Origin of the sequence: Ketobacter sp. (assembly GCF_003671495.1) — a bacterium.
Classification (GTDB): Bacteria; Pseudomonadota; Gammaproteobacteria; order Pseudomonadales; family Ketobacteraceae; genus Ketobacter.
In genome coordinates this window covers 229,754-250,814 of the sequence record NZ_RCHN01000046.1, presented here as the reverse complement: position 1 = coordinate 250,814, position 21,061 = coordinate 229,754, and the positions used below count along the sequence as shown (strand labels likewise).

Annotated in this window: 8 protein-coding genes; 2 read left to right on the top strand and 6 right to left on the bottom strand. The window is 59.5% G+C overall.

What is annotated here, in order from left to right; genetic code table 11:
* Window positions 1-6: 6 nt before the first annotated feature.
* The 4 genes from D9N14_RS22425 to ahpC all read right to left on the bottom strand — a co-directional run bounded on the left by D9N14_RS22425 (window position 7) and on the right by ahpC (window position 7,783).
* A complete protein-coding gene (locus D9N14_RS22425; RefSeq protein WP_290584066.1) occupies window positions 7-4,281 on the bottom strand; it encodes a PAS domain S-box protein in 4,275 nt (1,424 codons plus the stop codon).
* A gap of 56 nt (window positions 4,282-4,337) precedes the next feature.
* On the bottom strand, window positions 4,338-5,294 hold the full coding sequence (locus D9N14_RS22420) for a diguanylate cyclase domain-containing protein (protein WP_290584064.1): 957 nt from the start codon (window positions 5,292-5,294) through the stop codon (window positions 4,338-4,340).
* Between the two features lie 229 nt (window positions 5,295-5,523).
* Window positions 5,524-7,098, bottom strand: coding sequence for an alkyl hydroperoxide reductase subunit F (ahpF, locus tag D9N14_RS22415; RefSeq protein WP_290584062.1), 1,575 nt, complete (start codon window positions 7,096-7,098; stop codon window positions 5,524-5,526).
* Between the two features lie 121 nt (window positions 7,099-7,219).
* Complete coding sequence (gene ahpC, locus D9N14_RS22410; protein ID WP_290584060.1) at window positions 7,220-7,783, bottom strand: alkyl hydroperoxide reductase subunit C; 564 nt, start codon at window positions 7,781-7,783, stop codon at window positions 7,220-7,222.
* Between the two features lie 185 nt (window positions 7,784-7,968).
* On the opposite strand from ahpC, the gene D9N14_RS22405 reads away from it, so the two are divergent.
* The gene (locus D9N14_RS22405; RefSeq protein ID WP_290584058.1) at window positions 7,969-8,841 is read left to right on the top strand and encodes a DUF3014 domain-containing protein; all 873 of its coding nucleotides are present in this window, start codon (window positions 7,969-7,971) and stop codon (window positions 8,839-8,841) included.
* Window positions 8,842-8,863: 22 nt separating this feature from the next.
* On the opposite strand, the gene D9N14_RS22400 is transcribed toward D9N14_RS22405, so the two are convergent.
* Together D9N14_RS22400 and D9N14_RS22395 are read right to left on the bottom strand one after the other, a co-directional pair.
* On the bottom strand, window positions 8,864-12,163 hold the full coding sequence (locus D9N14_RS22400) for an acetyl-CoA carboxylase family protein (protein ID WP_290584056.1): 3,300 nt from the start codon (window positions 12,161-12,163) through the stop codon (window positions 8,864-8,866).
* Between the two features lie 38 nt (window positions 12,164-12,201).
* Entirely contained in the window at window positions 12,202-12,846 is a 645-nt protein-coding gene (locus D9N14_RS22395) for a TIGR02281 family clan AA aspartic protease (RefSeq protein WP_290584054.1), read from the bottom strand.
* 552 nt (window positions 12,847-13,398) lie between these two features.
* Between D9N14_RS22395 and D9N14_RS22390 the strand changes: the two genes are divergently transcribed.
* Window positions 13,399-21,057 (top strand): type I polyketide synthase, encoded by a 7,659-nt coding sequence (locus D9N14_RS22390; RefSeq protein ID WP_290584052.1) that lies wholly within the window; start codon window positions 13,399-13,401, stop codon window positions 21,055-21,057.
* The last annotated feature ends 4 nt before the right edge of the window (window positions 21,058-21,061 follow it).

The following is a 21,061-nucleotide window of genomic DNA, read 5'->3' as shown; positions in this document are numbered from 1 at the left end:
TCACGACTACCCCGCCTGCAGCTCGTCCAGCACCGCCACCGCATCGGCAAACCTCAGGTCTTCCACCGCATCCGCCAACACCGCCACCCGCTCAGCCCCCAGCCGCTGCGCCAGCTCGGTGTTCAGGTCCGCGAACAGTTCCACCGCTTCGATATTGGAGTGATTGAGTTTATCCCTTAATTTCTCCAGGGCCACACCAAAGGCATGCTGATCCAGCGCCGCAGGCGCAGGGGCGGGCTTTTCGGCACGATACGATACCAACCAGTGGGCAGCCACCTGGACCATTTCCGCCAGGGCCTTCTGAAACTCGGATAACAACGTCCCCCAACGGTCCATCTGCTGTTGCTTGATGGCCTGCTCCAGAGCCTGGGCAGCGTTCATCACCCGATCGGCACCGAAGTTGCCCATGGTGCCTTTCAGGGTATGGAAGTGGCGGGTCGCCCCTTCGAAATCCTCTTCCTCCAGCATATGCCGCCCCTCCTCAAGAGGCTGCAGCCCTTCCGTCACAATGCGCTCGATCATGGCCAGGATTTCCTGCTCCCGGGCCGGCTTGCCTCGCACAAACGACATGATGCGTTCCGGATTAAACACCCCCGCAATGGTGGCAGGTGAATCTTCCGCAGCGGCGGTCGGCGGTTTCTCCTGCAACAGCGGCATAGCGGCGCGTTGCGGCACATAACGGGCGATGGTCTCCAGCATGCGGGGAATATCCAGTGGCTTGTCGACGAAATCGTTCATGCCACTGTCGATGCACTGTTTGCGTTCGAACGCCAGCACACCTGCCGTCATGGCGATAATCGGGACCGATAACTGCAGATCACCGCGAATTTTCTGGGTGGCGGTAAAGCCGTCCATCACCGGCATTTGCACATCCATCAACACCGCATCATAGAGTGCGGGATCACCGCAGGTCTGCAGGCGCTCCACCGCCTCCGCGCCGTTGTTCACCACCTCCACAATGGCACCCACCTGCTCCAGCACGCCGACGATGATGGTCTGGTTTGAGGGAGTATCCTCCACCAGCAACAGGCGGGCGCCATCCAGCCGGGTCAGCGCCTTGCTCGCCACGGGTTTGCGTTGGTCGGCCTGATCGGTATAGCGCTGACAGGCTTCATCCACCGCATCCAGAAAGGTGGCGGTGGTCACCGGTTTGGACAACGCCACCACTTTATTGCTGCGCATACTGATTCTGCGTAACTCTTCGCGGCTCAGGTTGCCCACCAATTTCACATGGGGCAGCGCCACCTGCAGCCGCTCCGTACCATCTGCACCGGCCAGATTCTGGTTCGAAACCAGCACATCATAATCCCCGGCCCGTTCGGCGAGCCTGGTTTCCAACTCCACCAGCGACCCGACACTGTCGCACGGCCAACCCCAGTGTTCACACCAGGAAGTCAGCGCCGCCACCGAGGCGGCATTGCTGTCCGCCAGCAGGATACGCTTGCCCGCCAACGGCGCTGCCGCTGCTGTGGCATTGGGGTCAAGCTCCAGCAGCAACTGGCATCGGAACTCCGACCCTGACTCTGGTGCACTGTGCACACTGATCTGCCCGTGCATCAACTCCACCAGTTTTTTGCAGATGGTGAGCCCCAGGCCGGTACCGCCGAAACGACGGGTAATGGAGGTATCCGCCTGGGAAAACGCATTGAACAGGCGCGCCTGTTGCTCCTGATCCATTCCGATGCCGGTGTCTTTCACCGACACCAGAATCGCCACGCTGTCCTCATGGCGTTCCAACAAGCGAAAACGCACCACCACTTCACCCTGCTCCGTGAACTTGATGGCGTTGCCGGTGAGATTCACCAGCACCTGCTGCAGGCGCAGGGCATCGCCCATCAAGTTGGCGGGAATGGCCGGGTCCACATCGATCACCAGCTCCAGGTCTTTCTTGGCGGAGGTGCCGGACATGATGGTGGCCAGGGGTTCCACCACATCCCCCAGGCTGAAAGGCGCGTGGCTCAGCTCCATTTTTCCGGCTTCGATCTTGGACACATCCAGCACGTCATTGAGCAACGCCAGCAGTGCCTTACCAGCAGCCGAGATCATGCCCACGTGATTGCTTTGGTTCTTGTCCAACTGGGTGAGGCTCAACAACTGGGCGGCCCCCAGTACCGCGTTCAGGGGCGTGCGGATCTCATGGCTCATGTTGGCCAGGAATTCGGTTTTGGCGCGGTTGGCACTCTCCGCCACATCTTTGGAGCGCTGCAGGGAACGCTCTGCTTCTTTCTGCTCGGATATGTCGTAGACGTTGACGATGGTGTGCACAATGCCGTTCAGCAACAGAGGGCTGTATTCCAACAGGGCTTCAAAGCGGGAGCCATCCACGCGCACCGCCAGCCAATCCTGTTCGTTGTGGCCTCGGGCCCCATGATCGCTGGGTTGATAATGGGTGAAACCGGGGAGGTAACGGGTGACACTGCGCCCCAACATGGTTTGATCGCAGGCAAACATCTGGTGCGCCCGGCTGTTGGCATTCACTACGGAGCCCACCCCATCCAGCACCAGCATCGCCCCGGGGGCCAATTCAAACAGGGATTCAAACTCATCGCGCATCTGTTGCGCCAGCTTGATCTGCTGTTCCAGTACATCATGGGCTGCCCGGATCTCCCGCTCGGCAACTTTCTGCTGCGTAATGTTCCGCGCCACCCCCAGGTATCCTGTCACTTCCCCTTTATCGTTGTGCATGATGGTCACCGTCAGGTTGACCGGCACCTGCTTTCCATCCTTACGCACATAAGTCCATTCTTTGGACACCGCCTTGCCGGCCCGGGCCTGGGCAATAAACACTTCAAAGCCTGCCACGGTATAGCCCAGCTTGTCTGTCAGCAACAGGCCTTCTTGCACCACCTCGTCCTCGACGTGGAAAACCGCCGGCGAGTGTTTGCCTACCATTTCTTCCCGGCTGTAGCCCAGCAGGCGTTCGGCACCGGCACTGAATACCTCGATCAGGCCTTCGGTGTCGGTGGCGATGATAGAGAACTCACTGGCCGCTTCTATCACCGAATCCAGTTTCGCTTCTGCGGTCTTGACCGCCCGCTGAGCGCTGACCAGCTCGCTCACATCCCAATTCAGACCCACCATCCGAACCGGCTCACCCAGCTCATTGCGAATGACAATCCCGGCTGCCTGCAGCGAGCGATACGTGCCATCACTGCGTACCAGGCGGTATTCTGTTTTGTAATCCGCCGTGCCCGCCAACGCATTCTGCAGGGCGCCTTCCGCATGCGCCACATCGTCAGGGTGCAAACGCTGGCGCCACTCCTCCACCGGCAGCGGTGGATCCTGATCGCCAATTTCATACAGCTGGCGCATGCGGGCATCCCAATAGATCTCCCCACTGCTGACGTTCCAGTCCCACAGCGCCAGGTCCACGGATTTGGAAGCCAGTTCCAGGCGCTCCCCCAACGTGGTGAGTTCAGTCTGCCGGCGTCGGATTTCATCAATGGCCAGACCCAGTATCATGGGACCGAACACCACCGCGGCACTGGCCGCCCACAGGGAGTTGGCGTTGCCATCCGCCAGCAACACCGGAAACGACCACCAGCCCCAGGCGATGCCGGCCCCCAGGGCGAGGAAGACCAGGTTGGCGAACACCGCCACCCGCAGCATGCCGTAGACCAGGGCGATGGCCATCAGGGGAAGCGCAAGATACGCATAGGGATGCGCCATGAATTCCAGCACAAAAAAGCTCAGGGCGAACAACCCCAGTAACTGCAGACCCAGCGCAATCAGCAACCGGGGTTTGACGATACGACCAAAGCCATCCTCGGCCAGGCGCAATGAAGGCAGTAGTAAGAGGGCGGCGCCGATGACCTCACCCAACCACCAGTCCCACAGCACAGGGCTCCATTGCACGCCCTGGGCAAGCCACACCACGGCAGCCCCCAGCAACGCCGAAACCGGCGCAGCGACAAACACATAGCCGCCCAGAATAAAGGCCGCATCGCGCACGGTAAGATGATCCCGCACCAGGGTCTGCACCAACCTCACCGCCACCATCACGCCGATCACCCGGGCCAGGGAGCACCCCAGCATGCACCACCAGGTGCCACCATAAAGCCAGGCCACCGCACTGTTGGCGAGGAAGATCGCGAAATAAAGGGAACGGCGCTCCGTGAGGGGCGCCCGCAACACCCAGGCGATCGCCACACTGGCCGGCAGCCAGACGATGGCCACACAGTCGCTGGTGCTGGCCACACCATAACAAAACGCCGCCAGCAACGCGTAGATAGCGGCCAACGCGATTGCATTCAGAAATCCACTGGTTTTGATCTGATTCACTCGGACAACAACCTTACGAGTCGATCCGTCACACCACCAACCACAGGGCAGGCTCCTTATTCCAGATTTTTTTCGGCCACCACAAACTGGTTTCGTCCGTTGGCCTTGGCCTGGTAGAGCGCCTTGTCTGCCAGACCCAGCAGATGATCAGGACCGGATTGAATACTGGGGATACCACTGGCGAGCCCGGCACTGATGGTGACCCACTGCGCGACCGCGGATTTGGCATGCGGAATCTTCAGGTTCCGCACCTGTTCACAGAGCCAGGGGCCGATTTTCAGCAACTCAACATTATCGGTGTAAGGCAGGATGATGACAAACTCCTCCCCCCCGTAACGGGCCACCTGCTCGCCGGGCCGACGCAGGGCCAGGGTCAGGCACTGGGCCACCGAGCGCAGGCATTCATCACCGTCCTGATGACCATACTCGTCGTTATAAGCCTTAAAATAATCGACGTCTACCAGGGCCAGCCCCAACGGGCTGCGCTGACGTTGGTGACGCCGCCACTCCTGGGCCACCTGCTCATCAAAATAACGGCGGTTATAGATACCCGTCAGCCCATCCTGCTCCGCCAGGCGCTGAAGCGCGTCAGCTTGTTTTTTAACCAGGAGTTGGGTTTTGACCCGTGCCCGCACCAGGGGCGCGTTGAGGGGTTTGGTGATGAAGTCTGCGGCACCGGCCTCCAGTGCTTCCACCTCATGCTCCACTGAGCTGTGGGACGTCACGATGATGATGCCACTGCCCCGGGTGGACAGATCCGCCTTCAGTTGACGGCACACCTCGTATCCGTTCATTCCGGGCATCTCCACGTCCAGCAAGATCAGGTCGGGTTTGCTTTTCATGGCCATGGCAATGCCGGCTGCGCCGGAGGTGGCAAAGAGCACCTCTCCGAAGTCACGCACCAGCAAGCTCAACGCTTTGATACTTTTGGGATTATCGTCAATGATCAGAATGACACTGGCGGCAGGGGCAAGCGACGGCTTGGAATAGGATGGAAGGCTGTCGGCTTGCATGGGGTTCGCCCTGTTCCCTCAGTGGGTGATGGTGTTTTGCGTCCGCTGTACCCGATTAAGGATAGCAAATGAATCAAAAAACACCGAACCCTTTAAGGTAATCAGCCGAGGTGATCGATCACCCAGTGCTGACAGGCTTTTGCTGATTTGAATGAAAAATATGAGGAATCGCACCGGTGCATGGGTCACCCCGCTCAAAATGACCCATGCACCGGGGATCCAACCCGGGTTAAGCAGCGCTGGTCTGCTCGTCTGCTACGGAGGAGCGAATCAGGTAATCAAATGCGCCCAGAGACGCCTTGGCACCTTCGCCCATGGCAATGATAATCTGCTTGTAGGGCACGGTGGTCACATCACCGGCGGCAAACACGCAGGGTGCGGATGTCTGGCCCCGCTCGTCCACCACCACTTCACCGCGAGGTGACAATTCGATGGCGCCTTTGGCCCAGGCACTATTGGGCACCAGACCGATCTGGACAAAGATACCTTCCAGCTCCACCTTGTGCATTTCGCCAGTGGTGCGGTCTTCGTAATCCAGGCCCACCACCTTGCTGCCGTCGCCATGCACTTCTTTGGTCAGCGCCGACACAATCACGGTTACGTTGGGCAGACTGTTGAGCTTTTTCTGCAGTACAGCATCAGCGCGCAACTTGCTGTCGAACTCGATCAGGGTGACATGGGACACAATACCGGCCAGGTCGATAGCGGCTTCCACACCGGAGTTGCCACCGCCGATGACCGCCACCCGCTTACCTTTGAACAGGGGGCCGTCACAGTGGGGGCAGTACGCCACACCTTTGCCCCGGTATTCTTTCTCGCCAGGCACGTTCATTTCCCGCCAGCTGGCACCGGTGGCAATCAACAGCGCCTTACTCTTAAGCTTGGCCCCGTTTTCCAGCGTTACTTCCGCGATGCCGTCAGCACTCAGGCCCACCGCCCGCTGATTGGTCATGATGTCCACTTCGTAGCTGCGCACGTGTTCTTCCAACTGCGCCACCAACTGTGGACCCTGGGTCTCTTTCACCGAGATGAAGTTCTCGATGGCCAGTGTATCCATCACCTGACCGCCGAAACGATCGGCGACGATGCCAGTACGGATACCTTTGCGGGCTGCATAGATGGCGGCAGACGCACCGGACGGGCCGCCACCCACCACCAGCAAGTCGAACATGTCTTTCTTGCTCAGTTCCGCGGCCTGGCGCTTGGCGGCACCGGTGTCCGCCTTGTTCAGAATCTCTTCCAGCGTCATGCGGCCGGCACCGAATTCCTCACCGTTGAGGAACACCGTGGGCACTGCCATCACACCGCGACTTTCCACTTCATCCTGGAACAGGCCGCCATCGATCATGGTGTGCTTGACGTTGGGGTTCAATGCCGCCATCAGGTTCAGTGCCTGAACCACCACCGGGCAGTTATGGCAGGACAAGGAGATAAAGGTTTCAAACTCGAACTCACCTTCCAGCTGCGCAGCCTGCTCCAGCAGTTTCACATCTTCTTTAGGCGGGTGACCGCCCACGTGCAAAAGGGCCAGCACCAGCGAAGTAAATTCATGCCCCATGGGCAATCCGGCAAACCGGACGGAGATGTCTTCTCCCGGACGGTTCACTCGAAACGAAGGCTTGCGCTCTGCATCGTTGCGCACTTCCTTCAGGGTAATCTTGTCGCTCAGGGCGGCCACGTCGTTCAGCAATCCCTGCATCTCGATGGACTTGTCCGAGTCGTCCAGCGATGCCACCAGCTCGATATCTTTTTTCAGATTGGTGAGATACGTTTTGAGTTGCTCTTTGAGGTTTGCGTCTAACATGGGTCCACCTGACTGCGCGTCTTGCTATTGAACGGGTATAACGGTTTTACTTGAAAAGTAGTTACCGTGGTACTTGCCGGAGGGAGCGAACTCCCTTCCGGCAGGTCTGACCAGGGACAGCTTAGATTTTGCCAACCAGGTCCAGGGAAGGTGCCAGAGTTGCTTCACCTTCTTTCCACTTGGCGGGGCAAACTTCGCCGGGGTGAGAAGCAACATACTGAGCTGCTTTCACTTTACGCATCAGGTCGTCGGCGTCACGGCCGATACCTTCTGCGGTGATTTCCATGGCCTGGATGATGCCTTCCGGATCCACCAGGAAAGTGGCTCGGTCTGCCAGGCCCTGACCTTCGCGCATTACACCAAAGTTGTTGGTGATGGTGCCGCTCTGGTCGCCCAGCATGTAGTACTTGATCTTGGCGATGGTTTCAGAAGCATCGTGCCAGGCTTTGTGTACGAAGTGAGTGTCAGTAGACACAGAGTAAACTTCCACACCCAGCTTCTGCAGTTCTTCGTATTTGTCTGCAACGTCACCCAGCTCGGTGGGGCAAACAAAGGTGAAGTCGGCAGGATAGAAGAAGAAGATAGCCCACTTGCCTTTCACGTCGGTATCGGAAACCTGAACGAACTCGCCGTCTTTGAAAGCCATAGTGGTGAACGGTTTAATTTCAGTATTGATCTGGGCCATGTTTGCTCCTAGTTAGGTCTGTTGTCGATCATGTGGTGGTATAATAAAGTTTCATCGATCATATACAAAATTGATTGTTACTATATGATTGATAAAATTTCCAAATCACCATTTCTGACTGAATAATAATCAAAACAATCAGGTATAGTGGTGGCCTGAGTATACCAATTTGGGAGTGTTTGCACATGAAACCGGTTGTTTTTGGCATCTTGATGACATTGCTGGTCTGCGCCGGACTGGGCTGGCTGTGGTATTCGCAACAACCCCTTGAGCCTGCTGCGGCCCCGGTTGTCGCAAACCAGACAGCAGATCCTGCCCCCGACAAGCAACTGCACCCTATATTAAGAGAGCTGCCACCCACCGGGGCCACACCCAAGCCCACCGCTGACCAGCCCGCGCCCCCGACTGCCACCAGATTACCGCAATTGGTGGCTGCGCCTACTGACCTTGGTCAAAGCGATGAACAAACCCGCGCCGCGGTGAAGGATCTGTCCCAACTCAGCATGGGCACGGCTGAGGCAAAGCCCGCTGCACAGGATTTATTGCAATGGCTGACACCCAAAGAGCAGATTCGCAAGTGGGTATTGCTGGTGGACAACGTGGCCATGGGCAAAGTGCCACTGAAGAACCGGCCACTGGAATTTTCCATCGCCGCATTCGCCGTAGCCGGCACAGAACAACAACCGGTCCTGGCGGAATCCAATTTCAATCGTTTGAACCCACTGGTGGATGCGTTCGTGTCGCTGGACCCGGAGGTACTGGCCCGCTATTACAGAGCGTGGTCACCCTTGCTGCAGGAGGCTTTCAGCGAACTGGGGCAACCGGGTGCTTTCCGGGATCGACTGCTGGAAGCCATTGACCGGGTGTTGGAGGTAAAACCGCTGGAAGCCTCGTCCATTGCGTTGCAGCGCCCTTCCGTGTACTACCGTTTTGCTGATCCGGAACGGGAAGCCGCCAGTGACCTGGAAAAACTGCTGTGGCGCATGGGGCCCCGCAACTGTGTGCGCATTCAAAGTCATTTACGCGACGTGCGCCTGGCCCTGACGCAATTACAGTAAACGGTGATCTGAAGCAACGCGATTACCAGGTATCGACGCAGGGCCGCTTTTTACCGCAACGGGGCGCGGGGGCCGGGGCTGACTGCAGCCCGGCCAGAATCCAGCGCCGGGTATCCGCGGGGTCGATGACATCGTCAAACTCGAAGAAGGTGGCGGTGTTGACCGCTTTGCCGCGCTCATACATCTCCGCCACCATGGCTTCAAAGCGGGCTTTTTGCTGCTCAGGATCGGTGATGGCAGCCAGTTCTTTTCGAAAGCCCAGCTTCACTGCCCCTTCCAGGCCCATGGCACCGAATTCGCCGGTGGGCCAGGACACCGTAAACAGAGGCGCCTTGAGGGAACCACCCGCCATGGTCATAGCCCCCAGCCCGTAAGCCTTGCGCAACACGATGGTGAAAAACGGTACGGTGAGGCTGGCGGCGTTGACGAACATCCGTGCGGCGTGACGCACCAGGGCGGTTTTTTCCACTTCCGGCCCCACCATAATCCCCGGCGTATCGCAGAGGAACACCAGGGGCAGGTCGAACGCATCGCACAGCTGCATGAAGCGGGTGGCCTTGTCGGCACCATCGCCGTCCACCGCTCCCGCCAGATGCTGGGGATTATTGGCAATCACCCCCACCGGCCGCCCCTCTATGCGCGCCAGCGCGGTGATCATGCCCTTGCCAAAGCCACTGCGCAGTTCCAGCACGGAATCCACATCGAACAATCCCTGCAGCACGGCGCGCACGTCGTACACCCGCAAGCGGTTTTCCGGGATCACAGCGCGCAACAGGCGCTGATCCGGCATCGTCCAATGGGTGACCGAACCCTGAAAATAGGACAGGTATTGCTTCGCCACCCGGGTGGCTTCCGCTTCGTCCTCCACCAGAATATCAATAACGCCGTTGTTGGCCTGCACGGACACCGGCCCCACCTGCTCCGGCCGATACACACCCAGTCCACCACCTTCGATCATGGCCGGCCCCCCCATGCCGATGTTGGCATTGCGGGTGGCGATCACCACATCACAGCAACCTAACAGAGCCGCATTCCCGGCAAAGTTGCGGCCCGATGCAATACCCACCAGGGGCACCAGGGCAGACAGGCGGGCGAAATACAGAAACGCCAGGCAATCCAGACTGGCAGAAGAGCCCAGGCCATCCGTATCGCCGGGGCGTCCGCCGCCGCCTTCACTGAACAGGACCACCGGCACCCGCAGCCGCTCGGCCAGCTCAAACATGCGATCCTTTTTATGATGGTTCTGAATACCCTGGGTGCCGGCCAACACGGTGTAATCGTAGGTCATCACCACACAGCGGGAGGCCTCATCACCGAACAGCTCGCCGTTGACCCGCCCCAGACCGGTGACCATGCCGTCCCCCGGCGTATTCTCCATCAGATCCTGCAGCGCTCGGCGGCGGCGTTGCGCGGCAATCACCAGGGGGCCGTACTCCACGAAGCTGCCGTCATCGCACAGATCCGCAATGTTTTCACGCGCGGTGCGCTGCCCGTTGCGGCGTCGTTTGGCCACCGCCTCGGGACGATTTTGATCCAGGCCGTAGCCGTGGCGTGTGATGCTTTCCTGCAGATCCGCACGGATGGCATCCGGGTCCACGACAACGCTTTGGATTGCTTCGGCATCTTCTTCAGTGCCAGCCACAAAGCTCAGCAGGGGTTGGCCTTCCATTACCGCCTCCCCTGGGTCCACCAGCAACGCCTCCACCACCCCGGAGGCCGGGGCCTGAATCACATGTTCCATTTTCATGGCATCCAGGATCATCAGGGTCGCGCCCTTCGCCACAGGCTGCCCCGGTGCCACCGCCAACTCCACCACCGAGCCCTGCATGGGCGCCAGCAGGCTGTGTTCGGTAACCACCCACTGGCCCGGACTGGTGCCTGGGGTATCATCCGCTGAGAGAGTGTCCACCATCGCGCTGGACGGCAACAGACTGGCGTCCGCAGCGCTCAGTTCCACCAGATGGGCGTCAATGAAGCCGGTGTGCACACGGTCCTCCCGCACGGCCGGATGCGCCACCAAACGCCGCAACAATGACAAGTTGGACGCCACGCCTTCTATGCGGAATTCCTTCAAGGCTTGCCCCAGCTTGCGCAACGCCGCCGGGAAATCGCCCCAAAGGCTGTGGACAATGAGCTTGGCCACCATGGAATCGTAGCGGGGGCTGGTTTGATACCCGCTGTAAACATAGCTGTCGATGCGTACGCCCTGGCCGCCGGGCACATCCCAGCTGGTTATGCGCCCAGACGCGGGCTTGACCTGGCCGTCTTCGGTGAGGGATTCCAGGTTGATGCGCGCCTGCAGGGCAAATCCCACCGGCGCCAACCCGTGCAGGTTGAGGTCGGAGATGCGGGTGCCAAACACCACGGCCAATTGCAGCGCCACCAGATCCAGACCCAGAACCGTTTCCGTCACGGTGTGTTCCACCTGGATGCGGGGGTTGGCCTCGATGAACGCGAAACCGGTGGCACCCTGCTGTTCGAAGACCAAGAACTCAAAGGTGCCCAGACCGCAATACGCAGATTGCCTGGCCATGGCCAGCGCCGCGGCAAAGAGCTGTTGTTTGAGGGTTGGTTCGAGTCCGGGACTGGGCGCCATCTCGATGACTTTCTGGTGGCGGCGTTGCAGGGTGCATTCCCGTTCGTAGAGGTGGACGCAGTTTTCCCCATCCCCCAGGATCTGGACTTCAATGTGACGGGCAGCGGGCGCCCACTGCTCCACATAGACAGCACCGTCCCCGAACGCCGATTGTGCTTCAGAGCCGCAGCGGGCATAGGCGTCGGCGATTTCATCCCGTTTGCGCACCACCCGCAGGCCCCGGCCTCCCCCACCGGACACCGCCTTGATCACCATGGCGGCCCCCTCCGGCAAGCGATCGAAGAACGTTTCGGCTTCGGCAAGACTGACGGCCTGGTCCAACCCACTCAACACCGGCACATTGCACTCGGCCGCCAGGGCCCGGGCGCGGGCCTTGTCCCCAAACTGTTCCAGGGTGCTCGCTCCTGGCCCGACAAAAACCAGTCCGGCCTCGTCACAGGCGCGGGCGAAGGTACTGTTCTCACTGAGGAAGCCATAACCGGGGTGGATACCATCGCAGCGCTGCTCGCGGGCAATGGTCAACAGTTGCTGCTGATCGAGATACGCTGCCGCCCCCTGTCCGGTCAAGGGCACGGCCACATCGGCTTTCAATACATGGAGGGAGTGGGCGTCGTCTTGTGCATACACCGCCACGGAACGCCACCCCAGATCCGCCAGTGTTCGAATAATGCGGACGGCTATTTCACCCCGGTTGGCGATCAGGATGGTCTTGGCGGTGTGGCTCATTGGCGACTCCCAGGTCAATTCAGGAAGCCGCTATTAAATCAGAATTTCTTCTCCAACATCAAAACGCTGTTGTGCTCCTGGATCCGAACATACTCCAAATAGGACATTCCAAGTAGCACATCCTGGGGATAGGCCCCTTCAATGACAATGGCCCTGACGTTCGGCACACTGATTTCCCCCACCTTGACGGAATCCAGCGTCACCACCCAGGTGGCCACCACACCGCTGGCGGTGACCGCCTGGGATTCGCGGCCGTTAACCTTGTACAGCAACCCCAGGTTGCGGGCCTGGATTTCATTCATGGCCACGGTGTTGGCGCCGGTGTCCACCAGAAACTGAACCGTTTGACCATTGATGCTGCCGCTCACCCGATACTGGTTCATGTCGTTCTTACGAATCACCACCTGGGTGATGTCGGTCTGCTGGTAAGTGCCACCGATGGCGGTGTGCAGGGCCAGCTCGTGCTGCTGACCGTCGATTTCCACAATGGCCCGCCGGGCGTTGGCATCCACCAGTGTGACGCCGCTTGCATGGGCACGCCCGTTCTTCAGCATCACCTGCTGACCATCAATTTGCAGCACGGCCGCACCCTTGAACAGGCCCTCCACCCGCACCTCTGGCGCCGCCACCAACTGGCCCGTCAGGCACCACGCCAGTGCAGCGCCCATCATCCGTTTCCGCATATCCAATCCCAAACCCCAATGTCGTGATCCATCATTGTCTCAGGCGGTCAGCCTGACCCCGCCCTCATTGTAATGGTGAAACACGGCAGGTTCTGTAACCTTCCGTATAAAGCTTGATACTGATGACTGAGAAGTCAAAAATTACCAAATGTTTTCGTTAATTTTCGTTTGGCCTAAATATACAATTTTTTACTTTCTAAGACGCGCCATTCGAATATAATTTGCAAATCGATCCGGTGGACGAAGTCTGTCTACACCCACAACAACACCCCAAAATAATAATCAAAACAATCATTCCAGCGCCAACCGCAGGCTGATGGCCACGCGGCTCTGTTGCACCTGATCGTGTTTTTATTTGAACCCAACGAACAGGAGCGTCCCGCAGATGGCTCACACCCCAGGGTGCTGTACAAGCGGCATACCGTGCATTGGCCACCACCTTTCATTTCTTAAGGTCGGCACGACCACTGAAGCTTCCGCTGCTGTGTACAGATTTGTACGCAAGATGCGTGCCCGCGCCGGCAACCCGCACCATGATCTGGGGCCATTGCCATGCTGACCCACCTGGCTCACTTTCGAAACATCGGCCATTGGCTGGAGCACTGGGCCGGCCATAATCCTGGCAAAACCGCGTTTCATTTTCTGGGGGAGTCGGACCAGGAGCGCAGCGCCATCACCTTTAAAGAACTGCAGGAGCAGGCCCAGAATATCGCCGCCTGCCTGCTGCAAACGGCAGTGCCGGGTGACCGGGTCATCCTCACCTATGCGCCGGGCTTGGAATTCATTACCGCGTTTCTGGGCTGCGTACAGGCCGGCCTGATCGCGGTGCCCGTATACCCACCCAGCTCACCGAAAGACTGGCCCCGTTTCGTCAAAATCGTAGAGAACTGTGACGCCAACACGGTGTGCACCACCGAGCCGCTGGCGCAGATGGCGCGCATGGGTATCGCCATGACCCCGCAGCTGGCCAACCTGAACCTGATCACCACGGACACCCTGAACAGGAGCAGCGCCCCGTATGTGGAGTGCATTGCTGATGAAAATGCGATTGCGTTTCTGCAGTACACCTCCGGTTCCACCGGCCACCCCAAGGGCGTCGTGCTGAGCCATGGCAATCTGCACCACAACGAGTCCCTGATCCGGGAGGCACTGCACTGTGATGAGGACAGCGTCGTCGTATGCTGGCTGCCGCAATATCATGACATGGGCCTGATCGGCAATCTGTTAGGCTGCCTGTTCAACGGCATGACAGTGGTGTTGATGTCACCCCTCAGCTTCCTGAAAAGTCCGTACCGCTGGCTGCAGGCCATCAGTGAATTTCGCGGTACGCACAGTGGCGGCCCCAACTTTTCTTACGAGCTGTGCGTGAAACGCATTACCGAGGCACAACTCGACACCCTGGACCTGAGTAGCTGGGAACTGGCCTATAACGGGGCCGAGCCCATTCGCGCCAGCACCCTGGAACGCTTCGCCAACACCTTTGGCCGCTGCGGTTTTGATGCGGCCGCATTCACGCCACTGTACGGATTGGCGGAATCCACGTTGATGGTCACCCATCACCCGCGGCGCGCACCTCTGGACCTGTTTGCCGTGGACACGCCCAGTCTGCACAGCGGCCAGCCCAGGGCGGCAACCGATACCGGTCCGAGCAAAACGCTGGTGGCCAGCGGCCAGGTAATCGGACAGACCCTGAAAATCGTCAACCCGGAGTCGATGGCCCCCTGCGCCGAACAGGAAGTGGGGGAAGTCTGGGTGCAGGGGGACAGCGTGGCCCGAGGTTACTGGAAAAACCCGGACGCCACTGCCGCGACGTTTGCGGCCTGCACCACAGTCGCCGGGGACGGCCCCTACCTGCGCACCGGTGATCTTGGTTTTTTGCGCGACGGTAGGCTGTACATCACCGGGCGCCTCAAAGAAATGATGATTGTGGATGGCCGCAATCTGTATCCCCAGGACATCGAGGAAACCATTCAAGGGGTGGACCCACTGTTCCGCGTGGGTTGCGGCGCCGTGTTCAGCCTGGAAGACGAATCTGTGGTGGCGGTGCAGGAACTGTCTGAGCGTTACGACGCCAGCCCGGAGCGCCTGGCCGCGTTGGCGCGGACGGCACTGCGCAATGTGAACGAACAACATCAGCTGGCGTTGCAGGAATTGGTGCTGATCGAGGCGGGCAGCCTGCTGAAAACCTCCAGCGGTAAAATTCGCCGTACCACCATGGCCCAGTTGTTCCAGGATGAAAAACTGAAGGCAGTGGCGCGCTTCCAACCGCGGGATTTTTTCAGCGCCGACCCCGACGCAACTGACAACGCCGTCACGTTGTCATGCCCCCATTATGAGGCGATCCTGTTGCAAACCCTGTCCCGGGAACTGGGTTTGGCGAGCGAACACCTCAATCCTCACACCAGCTTCTCCGACCTGGGTCTGGACTCCAAAACCCTGGTGGGTCTGGCGGGCATCCTGGAACAGGCCCTGGGGCAGACGCTGGCGCCGCAATTGTTTTTCGACTATCCCAGCATTCATAAACTGGCCTCGTACTTGAGCCTGAGGGGCCAGGATGGCCAACAACCCGCCGCCGCAACCGCACAGGGCGCTGCGCCACTGCAGCAGGATATTGCCATCATTGGCATTGGCTGCCGTTTCCCAGGACAGGCGGATTCCCCGGAGGCGTTCTGGCAACTGCTGGAATCCGGCCGCGATGCCATCACTGAGACGCCGGACTGCCGCTGGAGCAATCAGGAATATTACGATCCCGATATACTGGCCCCCGGCAAGATGACGACAAAATGGGGCGGTTATCTGCACCGGGTGCGGGATTTCGATGCGGCTTTTTTTGGTATCAAGGAAAAGGAAGCCACCCTGCTGGACCCACAGCAACGCATTTTGCTGGAAACCAGTTGGCATGCACTGGAACACGCGGGCATTCCCGCCCACCGGACCAGCGGGCATAGCGTCGGGGTTTTCGTGGGCCTGTCCAACGTGGATTATGATCGCCACTGCAGTCAACGGGGCGCCTGCAGCGAGCCCTATGTGGGCACCGGAAACGCCGCCTCCATCGCTGCCAACCGCCTATCGTTTTTTTACGACTGGCGCGGACCCAGTGTCACCGTGGATACGGCCTGCTCCTCGTCCCTGGTGGCATTACACCAGGCCTGTCGCAGCCTGCAACATCAGGAGTGTGACCTGGCCGTCGCTGCGGGCGTAAACCTGATCCTCACCCCGGACTTAAGCATCACCTTTTCCAAAAGCGGCATGATGGCCGCCGACGGCCGCTGCAAATCCTTTGACGACCGGGCTGATGGCTATGTTCGATCCGAAGGCTGCGGCGTACTTATTCTCAAACCCCTGCATCAGGCCCAGGCCGACGGCGACCACATCATCGCCGTGGTGAAAGGTTCCGCCATTACCCAGGATGGCCGCTCCAATGGCATTACTGCGCCCAATGGCCCGGCCCAGGTCAACACCATTGAACGGGCTCTGCGCAACGCCGGTGTGACCGCCGCGGAGGTGCAGTATGTGGAAAGCCACGGCACGGGTACTGCCCTGGGAGACCCCATTGAGCTGACGGCATTGCAACAGGCCTATGGTCAACAGCAACAACGTCGCGCCCTCCTGGTGGGCTCGGTGAAATCCAATATTGGCCATCTGGAATCCGCCGCCGGCATTGCCGGAGTGATCAAGACCGCGCTGAGCCTGCAGCGGCAACTGTTACCGGCCAACCTGCACTTTCAAACCCCCAATAGACGTTTTGACTGGGAGCGCAGTGCCATTCAGGTAGTCAAACAGAACCAGCCCTGGCTTGCGGAGGTAGGCACGCTGCGCCGGGCCGGCGTCAGCTCGTTCGGTTTTGGCGGCACCAACGCTCATGTGATTCTGGAAGAAGCCCCCCCGCTGCCAGAGGGTGATGGCCAGGTCAGTGCTGAACAGGCGCAGCCTGTTGCGCCCGCGGCCCGCGCAGCCCAACTGTTTTGTTTATCCGCCCGGGACCGCACCGCCCTGCAGGCCCAGATTCAAAATTACCTGCAGCACCTGCCCCACACCATGCAGCCCATTGAAGCACTGTGTGCCAATCAGAATGCCGGCCGTACCCATTTCGAGGAACGCCTGGCAGTAAAATGCCACAGCGTTGAACAACTGCATTCCAGCCTGCGCAATTTGAACTGGGCCAACCTGGAGGAAAATGTTTTTTCCAGCCGCCGACGCCGCAGCCAAGCCCGCCCCAGTGTCACCTGGATGTTCACCGGCCAGGGTTCCCAAGCCGCCGGCATGGGACGTGATTTGTACCACCACAGCCCGGTTTTCAGGCAGACCATCGACCACTGCCACGACCTGCTGTTGCAACACACCAGCATCGAGTTGCGCCGGTTTATTCTGGCGCAGTCAGCCGATGACAGTTGCCGGCGGATTCAGCACACGGACTGCGCCCAGCCGGTGCTGTTCTGTTATGAATATGCCTTGGCCCAGGTACTGTTCAGCCTGGGCATCGAGCCGGACAACCTGATCGGTCACAGCCTGGGGGAAATCGTGGCGGCAACTGTTGCCGGTGTGTTCTCGCTGGAAGATGGCATCCGGCTGGCCAGTGAACGGGGACGACTGATGCAATCCCTGGACGTGAGCGGCGGTATGATGGCCGTGTTTGCCCACCCGGAAGATGTACAACCCCTGCTGCAGGCTTTCCCGCGGGTGTCCATCGGCGCCCGCAACGGCCCCGGCCAGGTGGTGTTGTCCGGCTGCGTCGACAGCTTGCACCGCCTGTGTGAGTTGCTTGGGGAACAGGACATCGACACCCGCATGCTGGAGGTGTCCCACGGTTTTCACTCCCCACTGATGGCGCCCATGCTGCCACCGTTCCGGGATTTCCTGCATACCATTCCCATGCATCCCCCCCGTTACCGCCTGATCTCCAATGTCACCGCGGCGCAGGCAGGGGCAGAGCTGACCACGGCAGAATACTGGTGCCGCCATGTGACGGCCACGGTGGACTTTCATGGTGGACTGCAACAGATCGCCTCTACCGCAACCGGGACCGCGGCGGGTAATCCGGGCAACGCCATTCTGATTGAGTTGGGCCCCAAACCCATCCTCAGCGCCATTGCCCAGCGCAGCCTTGACCGGGACAGCGTGCGCATTGTTCCACTTATAAAAGCGCCTCTTACAAAAGTGCCACTTATTAACGCACATCCTGTTGCAGCGGAATACGACAGTCTGTTGGACGGCATCGCCCAATGCTACACCAGTGGCCTGGATATTTGCTGGGATCAATGGATGACGCCGCATCCCCGTACCACGCAGACACTGCCCCTGTATCCGTTCCAACGCAAATATTTCTGGTTGAACGCTGGCGGCACGCAGCCGGGCGCGGGCGCGACAACCGATGCCAGCAGCGCGCAGGCATTCCATCCGCTGCTGGGTAAGCGCCAACGTTCCCCTTACCTGAAAAATGGAGAGCTGCACTTTATTGCCTATCCAGGGCTGGATGCGGCCCACTGGGCCTGCACGTTCAAGCAAGCCGAGACCATTCATTTCCACCTCAGCCACTTTCTGGAAATGGCCATCGAAGTAGGCAACGAGGCCTTTGGCACCAGTAAACTGACCGTGCAGGATCTGGAGCTGCACAAACGCATGCACCTCGAGCGCGGCGATCAGCGCAGCATTCATACCATTGCGGAAGCGCGGGCCCACAACGAGTTGCGGGTGCATTTCTACACGGCGGAAGAAGAGGACAGTCAAAGCAGCAACCAGTGGGTACTACTGTGCTCTGCCAGCCTTACCCCCAGCATCAAGGGCCGTTCGCAGGTCGCACGACAGGAGGCCACCGCAACCGCGGAAACCGGGACGGCTTCCAGCCAAATGTCGAGCTTCTTTGCCGACAACAAATCAGCCCGCACCGTTTACTGCACCAATGACAAAAACGTGGTGTGCTCTACCCGGTTGCAGGAGAACCAACTTTCCTGCGCTGTGGATTTCAGTGAGCTGATGGCCAACAGCAGCGCCCGCCTCTGGATCAAACCGGAAGTGGCACAGGGGTTGTATCAGGTGGTGGGTTTCTTCTGCGAATCTCTGCGCCACAACGACGCAGTGCGACCGGGTGTGGAATACACGCCCTACAGTGCTCGCAGTGTCAGCTGGACCGAACACCTGCCTGCCATCGGCAGCGTAGAGATCACCCATGTGGGTTCCTGGTCGGAAGATGCGGAACACACGGAGCTGGACCTGGCCGTTTTCGATGACGACGGTCACTGCACACTGCGCATCGAAGGCCTGCTGATGCGTTCCCGTCTGCGTTCGATACAAACCCTGTCGGAGCGGGTGCGCCAGGTCAGCATGGATGAGCGCGTGAGCATCATCGGCACCCTGGTCGCCGACAGCCTGGCATCCAGCCTGGGTGGGCAGGCCATGGACATTGATCTGAGCCGGTCACTGGCAGAACTGGGTGTGGATTCCATCGCTGTGCTGACCACGCTGTCGCGACTGAAACAGGAACTGGATCTGGACATCAAGGCCGGGGAAATCAATCGGGCGCGCTCCATCGAGGACTTCATCACCATCCTGGCGGCTAAGCTGACGCCCAACACCGCCACCCTGGAAACCGGTACCACCCTGCAAGGCAGTTGCGCGGTAATGCGTCAAGGTCTGCCCGGGGTGCTGCCACTGATATTCATCCACCCGGGTAACGAGGGTGCCCTGCAATACCTGGACCTGGCCAATGCGTTCGGCGAGGACGTCCCCCTCTACGTCATGCTGCCGGAGATGAAAGACGGGCATCAGCCCCGTTCGCTGGGCAGTGTGGTTGAGCACCTGGTCAGCGACATCCGCAGGCAACAGCCCCACGGCCCCTACCTGCTGGCGGGCTGGTCTTTGGGGGCGACCCTGGCCCTGTTGGTGGCAAACCAACTGAGCCAGGCCGGTGAGGAAATCAAATTCGTGAGCGTGATCGACGCGCCCTGCATCCTGGGTTCGGGGATCAGCGCCCAATCACTGCAATACTGCATCGAGCAACTCAGCGTTCACCAGAACATCATGTGCTCCGAGCGTTTGCTGCGTTACAAAGCAGAATTGTTTGACCTGTACGCCCAGGCTCTGAAATCCAAGCCAGGCCAACTGGGGTACGAACTGCGGCATTTTCAGACCGGCCCCACCCACGGCAATCTGGTTGCCAACAGCACGACTGCGGAGTGGAGCCGGTTGACCAACCGCAAGCTGCACTCCAAGACCATCCCCGGTGATCATCTCAGCCTGTTCAAATCCGGCAACGTGGAAACCCTGGCGTCGTTCCTGCGCCAGCTGGTGCGCAATACCAGTGGCACCCGCAACCGTTTTCTGCAGTCCACCCTGGACCGTGCGCTCCTCACGCAATCCCTGTTGCTGGGCGCACCCACACATAACGAGCGTAACCACCCCTGTGGCACGCTGCATCTGGACGAGGAGCATCCCTACTTTTTCGATCACGCGCTGGATCACATTCCCGGGATTCTGATCATGGCGGGGGCCTGGGAACTGATCTGCCGCTCCACCCTGGAATGCGATCCCCTGAATCCGTTACTGTCACGCCAGGTGGGGCAATGCTCCCTGCAGTTCAACCGCTTTGCCGAGAAGCATCTTCCCCTGCACTTTGAAGTGGACACGAAAGGCGGTGATGCCCACAGCGTCGAGCTGGAATGCATTGTCACCCAAAGTGCGCAGCGCATCGGTACGCTTTACCTGACGTTGCAGTACCGACAGCGCAAACCGGCCCTGATGTTACCCGCACAACGGGATATTCTGCGGGGCAGCCATGATCTACTGCACAAGCAGATGGAGTCCAATGTTCTGATCAGTGAGCCGGAGCAATCCGATACCCGCTGGCAGTGTCGACCGCAGATGCCGGAAGCCGGCCATTACCTGAGCCACACCACCCTGGCCTACGGCAGCCTCAATCCGATTTATGTATTGGAAGCCACCCGGCAATTCCTCACGTACCTGTCCCACGAGCAATACGGTGTGGCACTGGGCACCCACGTCAACCTCATCGATATTTCTTTGCTCTTCAAGGATGCCATTGATTTCAACGCCGATGTGCAAATGGTGTTGACACCTCAGGCCGACATCGTGGAACAGGATACGTTTCAAACCATTACCGTACTCTGGCAGCAGAACGGGCGCACCGTCGTCAGCAGCCAGATCACCGCCCAGGTCACCCGCCTGGAAACCTATTCCCAACAACGTGCACGTTAACCAG

What these genes read in the sequence shown, in the direction of transcription:
- D9N14_RS22395 (WP_290584054.1), bottom strand. Translation starts at nt 12,846, where the DNA reads ATGCGGAAACGGATGATGGGCGCTGCACTGGCGTGGTGCCTGACGGGC.
- D9N14_RS22400 (WP_290584056.1), bottom strand. Translation starts at nt 12,163, where the DNA reads ATGAGCCACACCGCCAAGACCATCCTGATCGCCAACCGGGGTGAAATA.
- D9N14_RS22405 (WP_290584058.1), top strand. Translation starts at nt 7,969, where the DNA reads ATGAAACCGGTTGTTTTTGGCATCTTGATGACATTGCTGGTCTGCGCC.
- D9N14_RS22420 (WP_290584064.1), bottom strand. Translation starts at nt 5,294, where the DNA reads ATGCAAGCCGACAGCCTTCCATCCTATTCCAAGCCGTCGCTTGCCCCT.
- ahpF (WP_290584062.1), bottom strand. Translation starts at nt 7,098, where the DNA reads ATGTTAGACGCAAACCTCAAAGAGCAACTCAAAACGTATCTCACCAAT.
- ahpC (WP_290584060.1), bottom strand. Translation starts at nt 7,783, where the DNA reads ATGGCCCAGATCAATACTGAAATTAAACCGTTCACCACTATGGCTTTC.
- D9N14_RS22390 (WP_290584052.1), top strand. Translation starts at nt 13,399, where the DNA reads ATGCTGACCCACCTGGCTCACTTTCGAAACATCGGCCATTGGCTGGAG.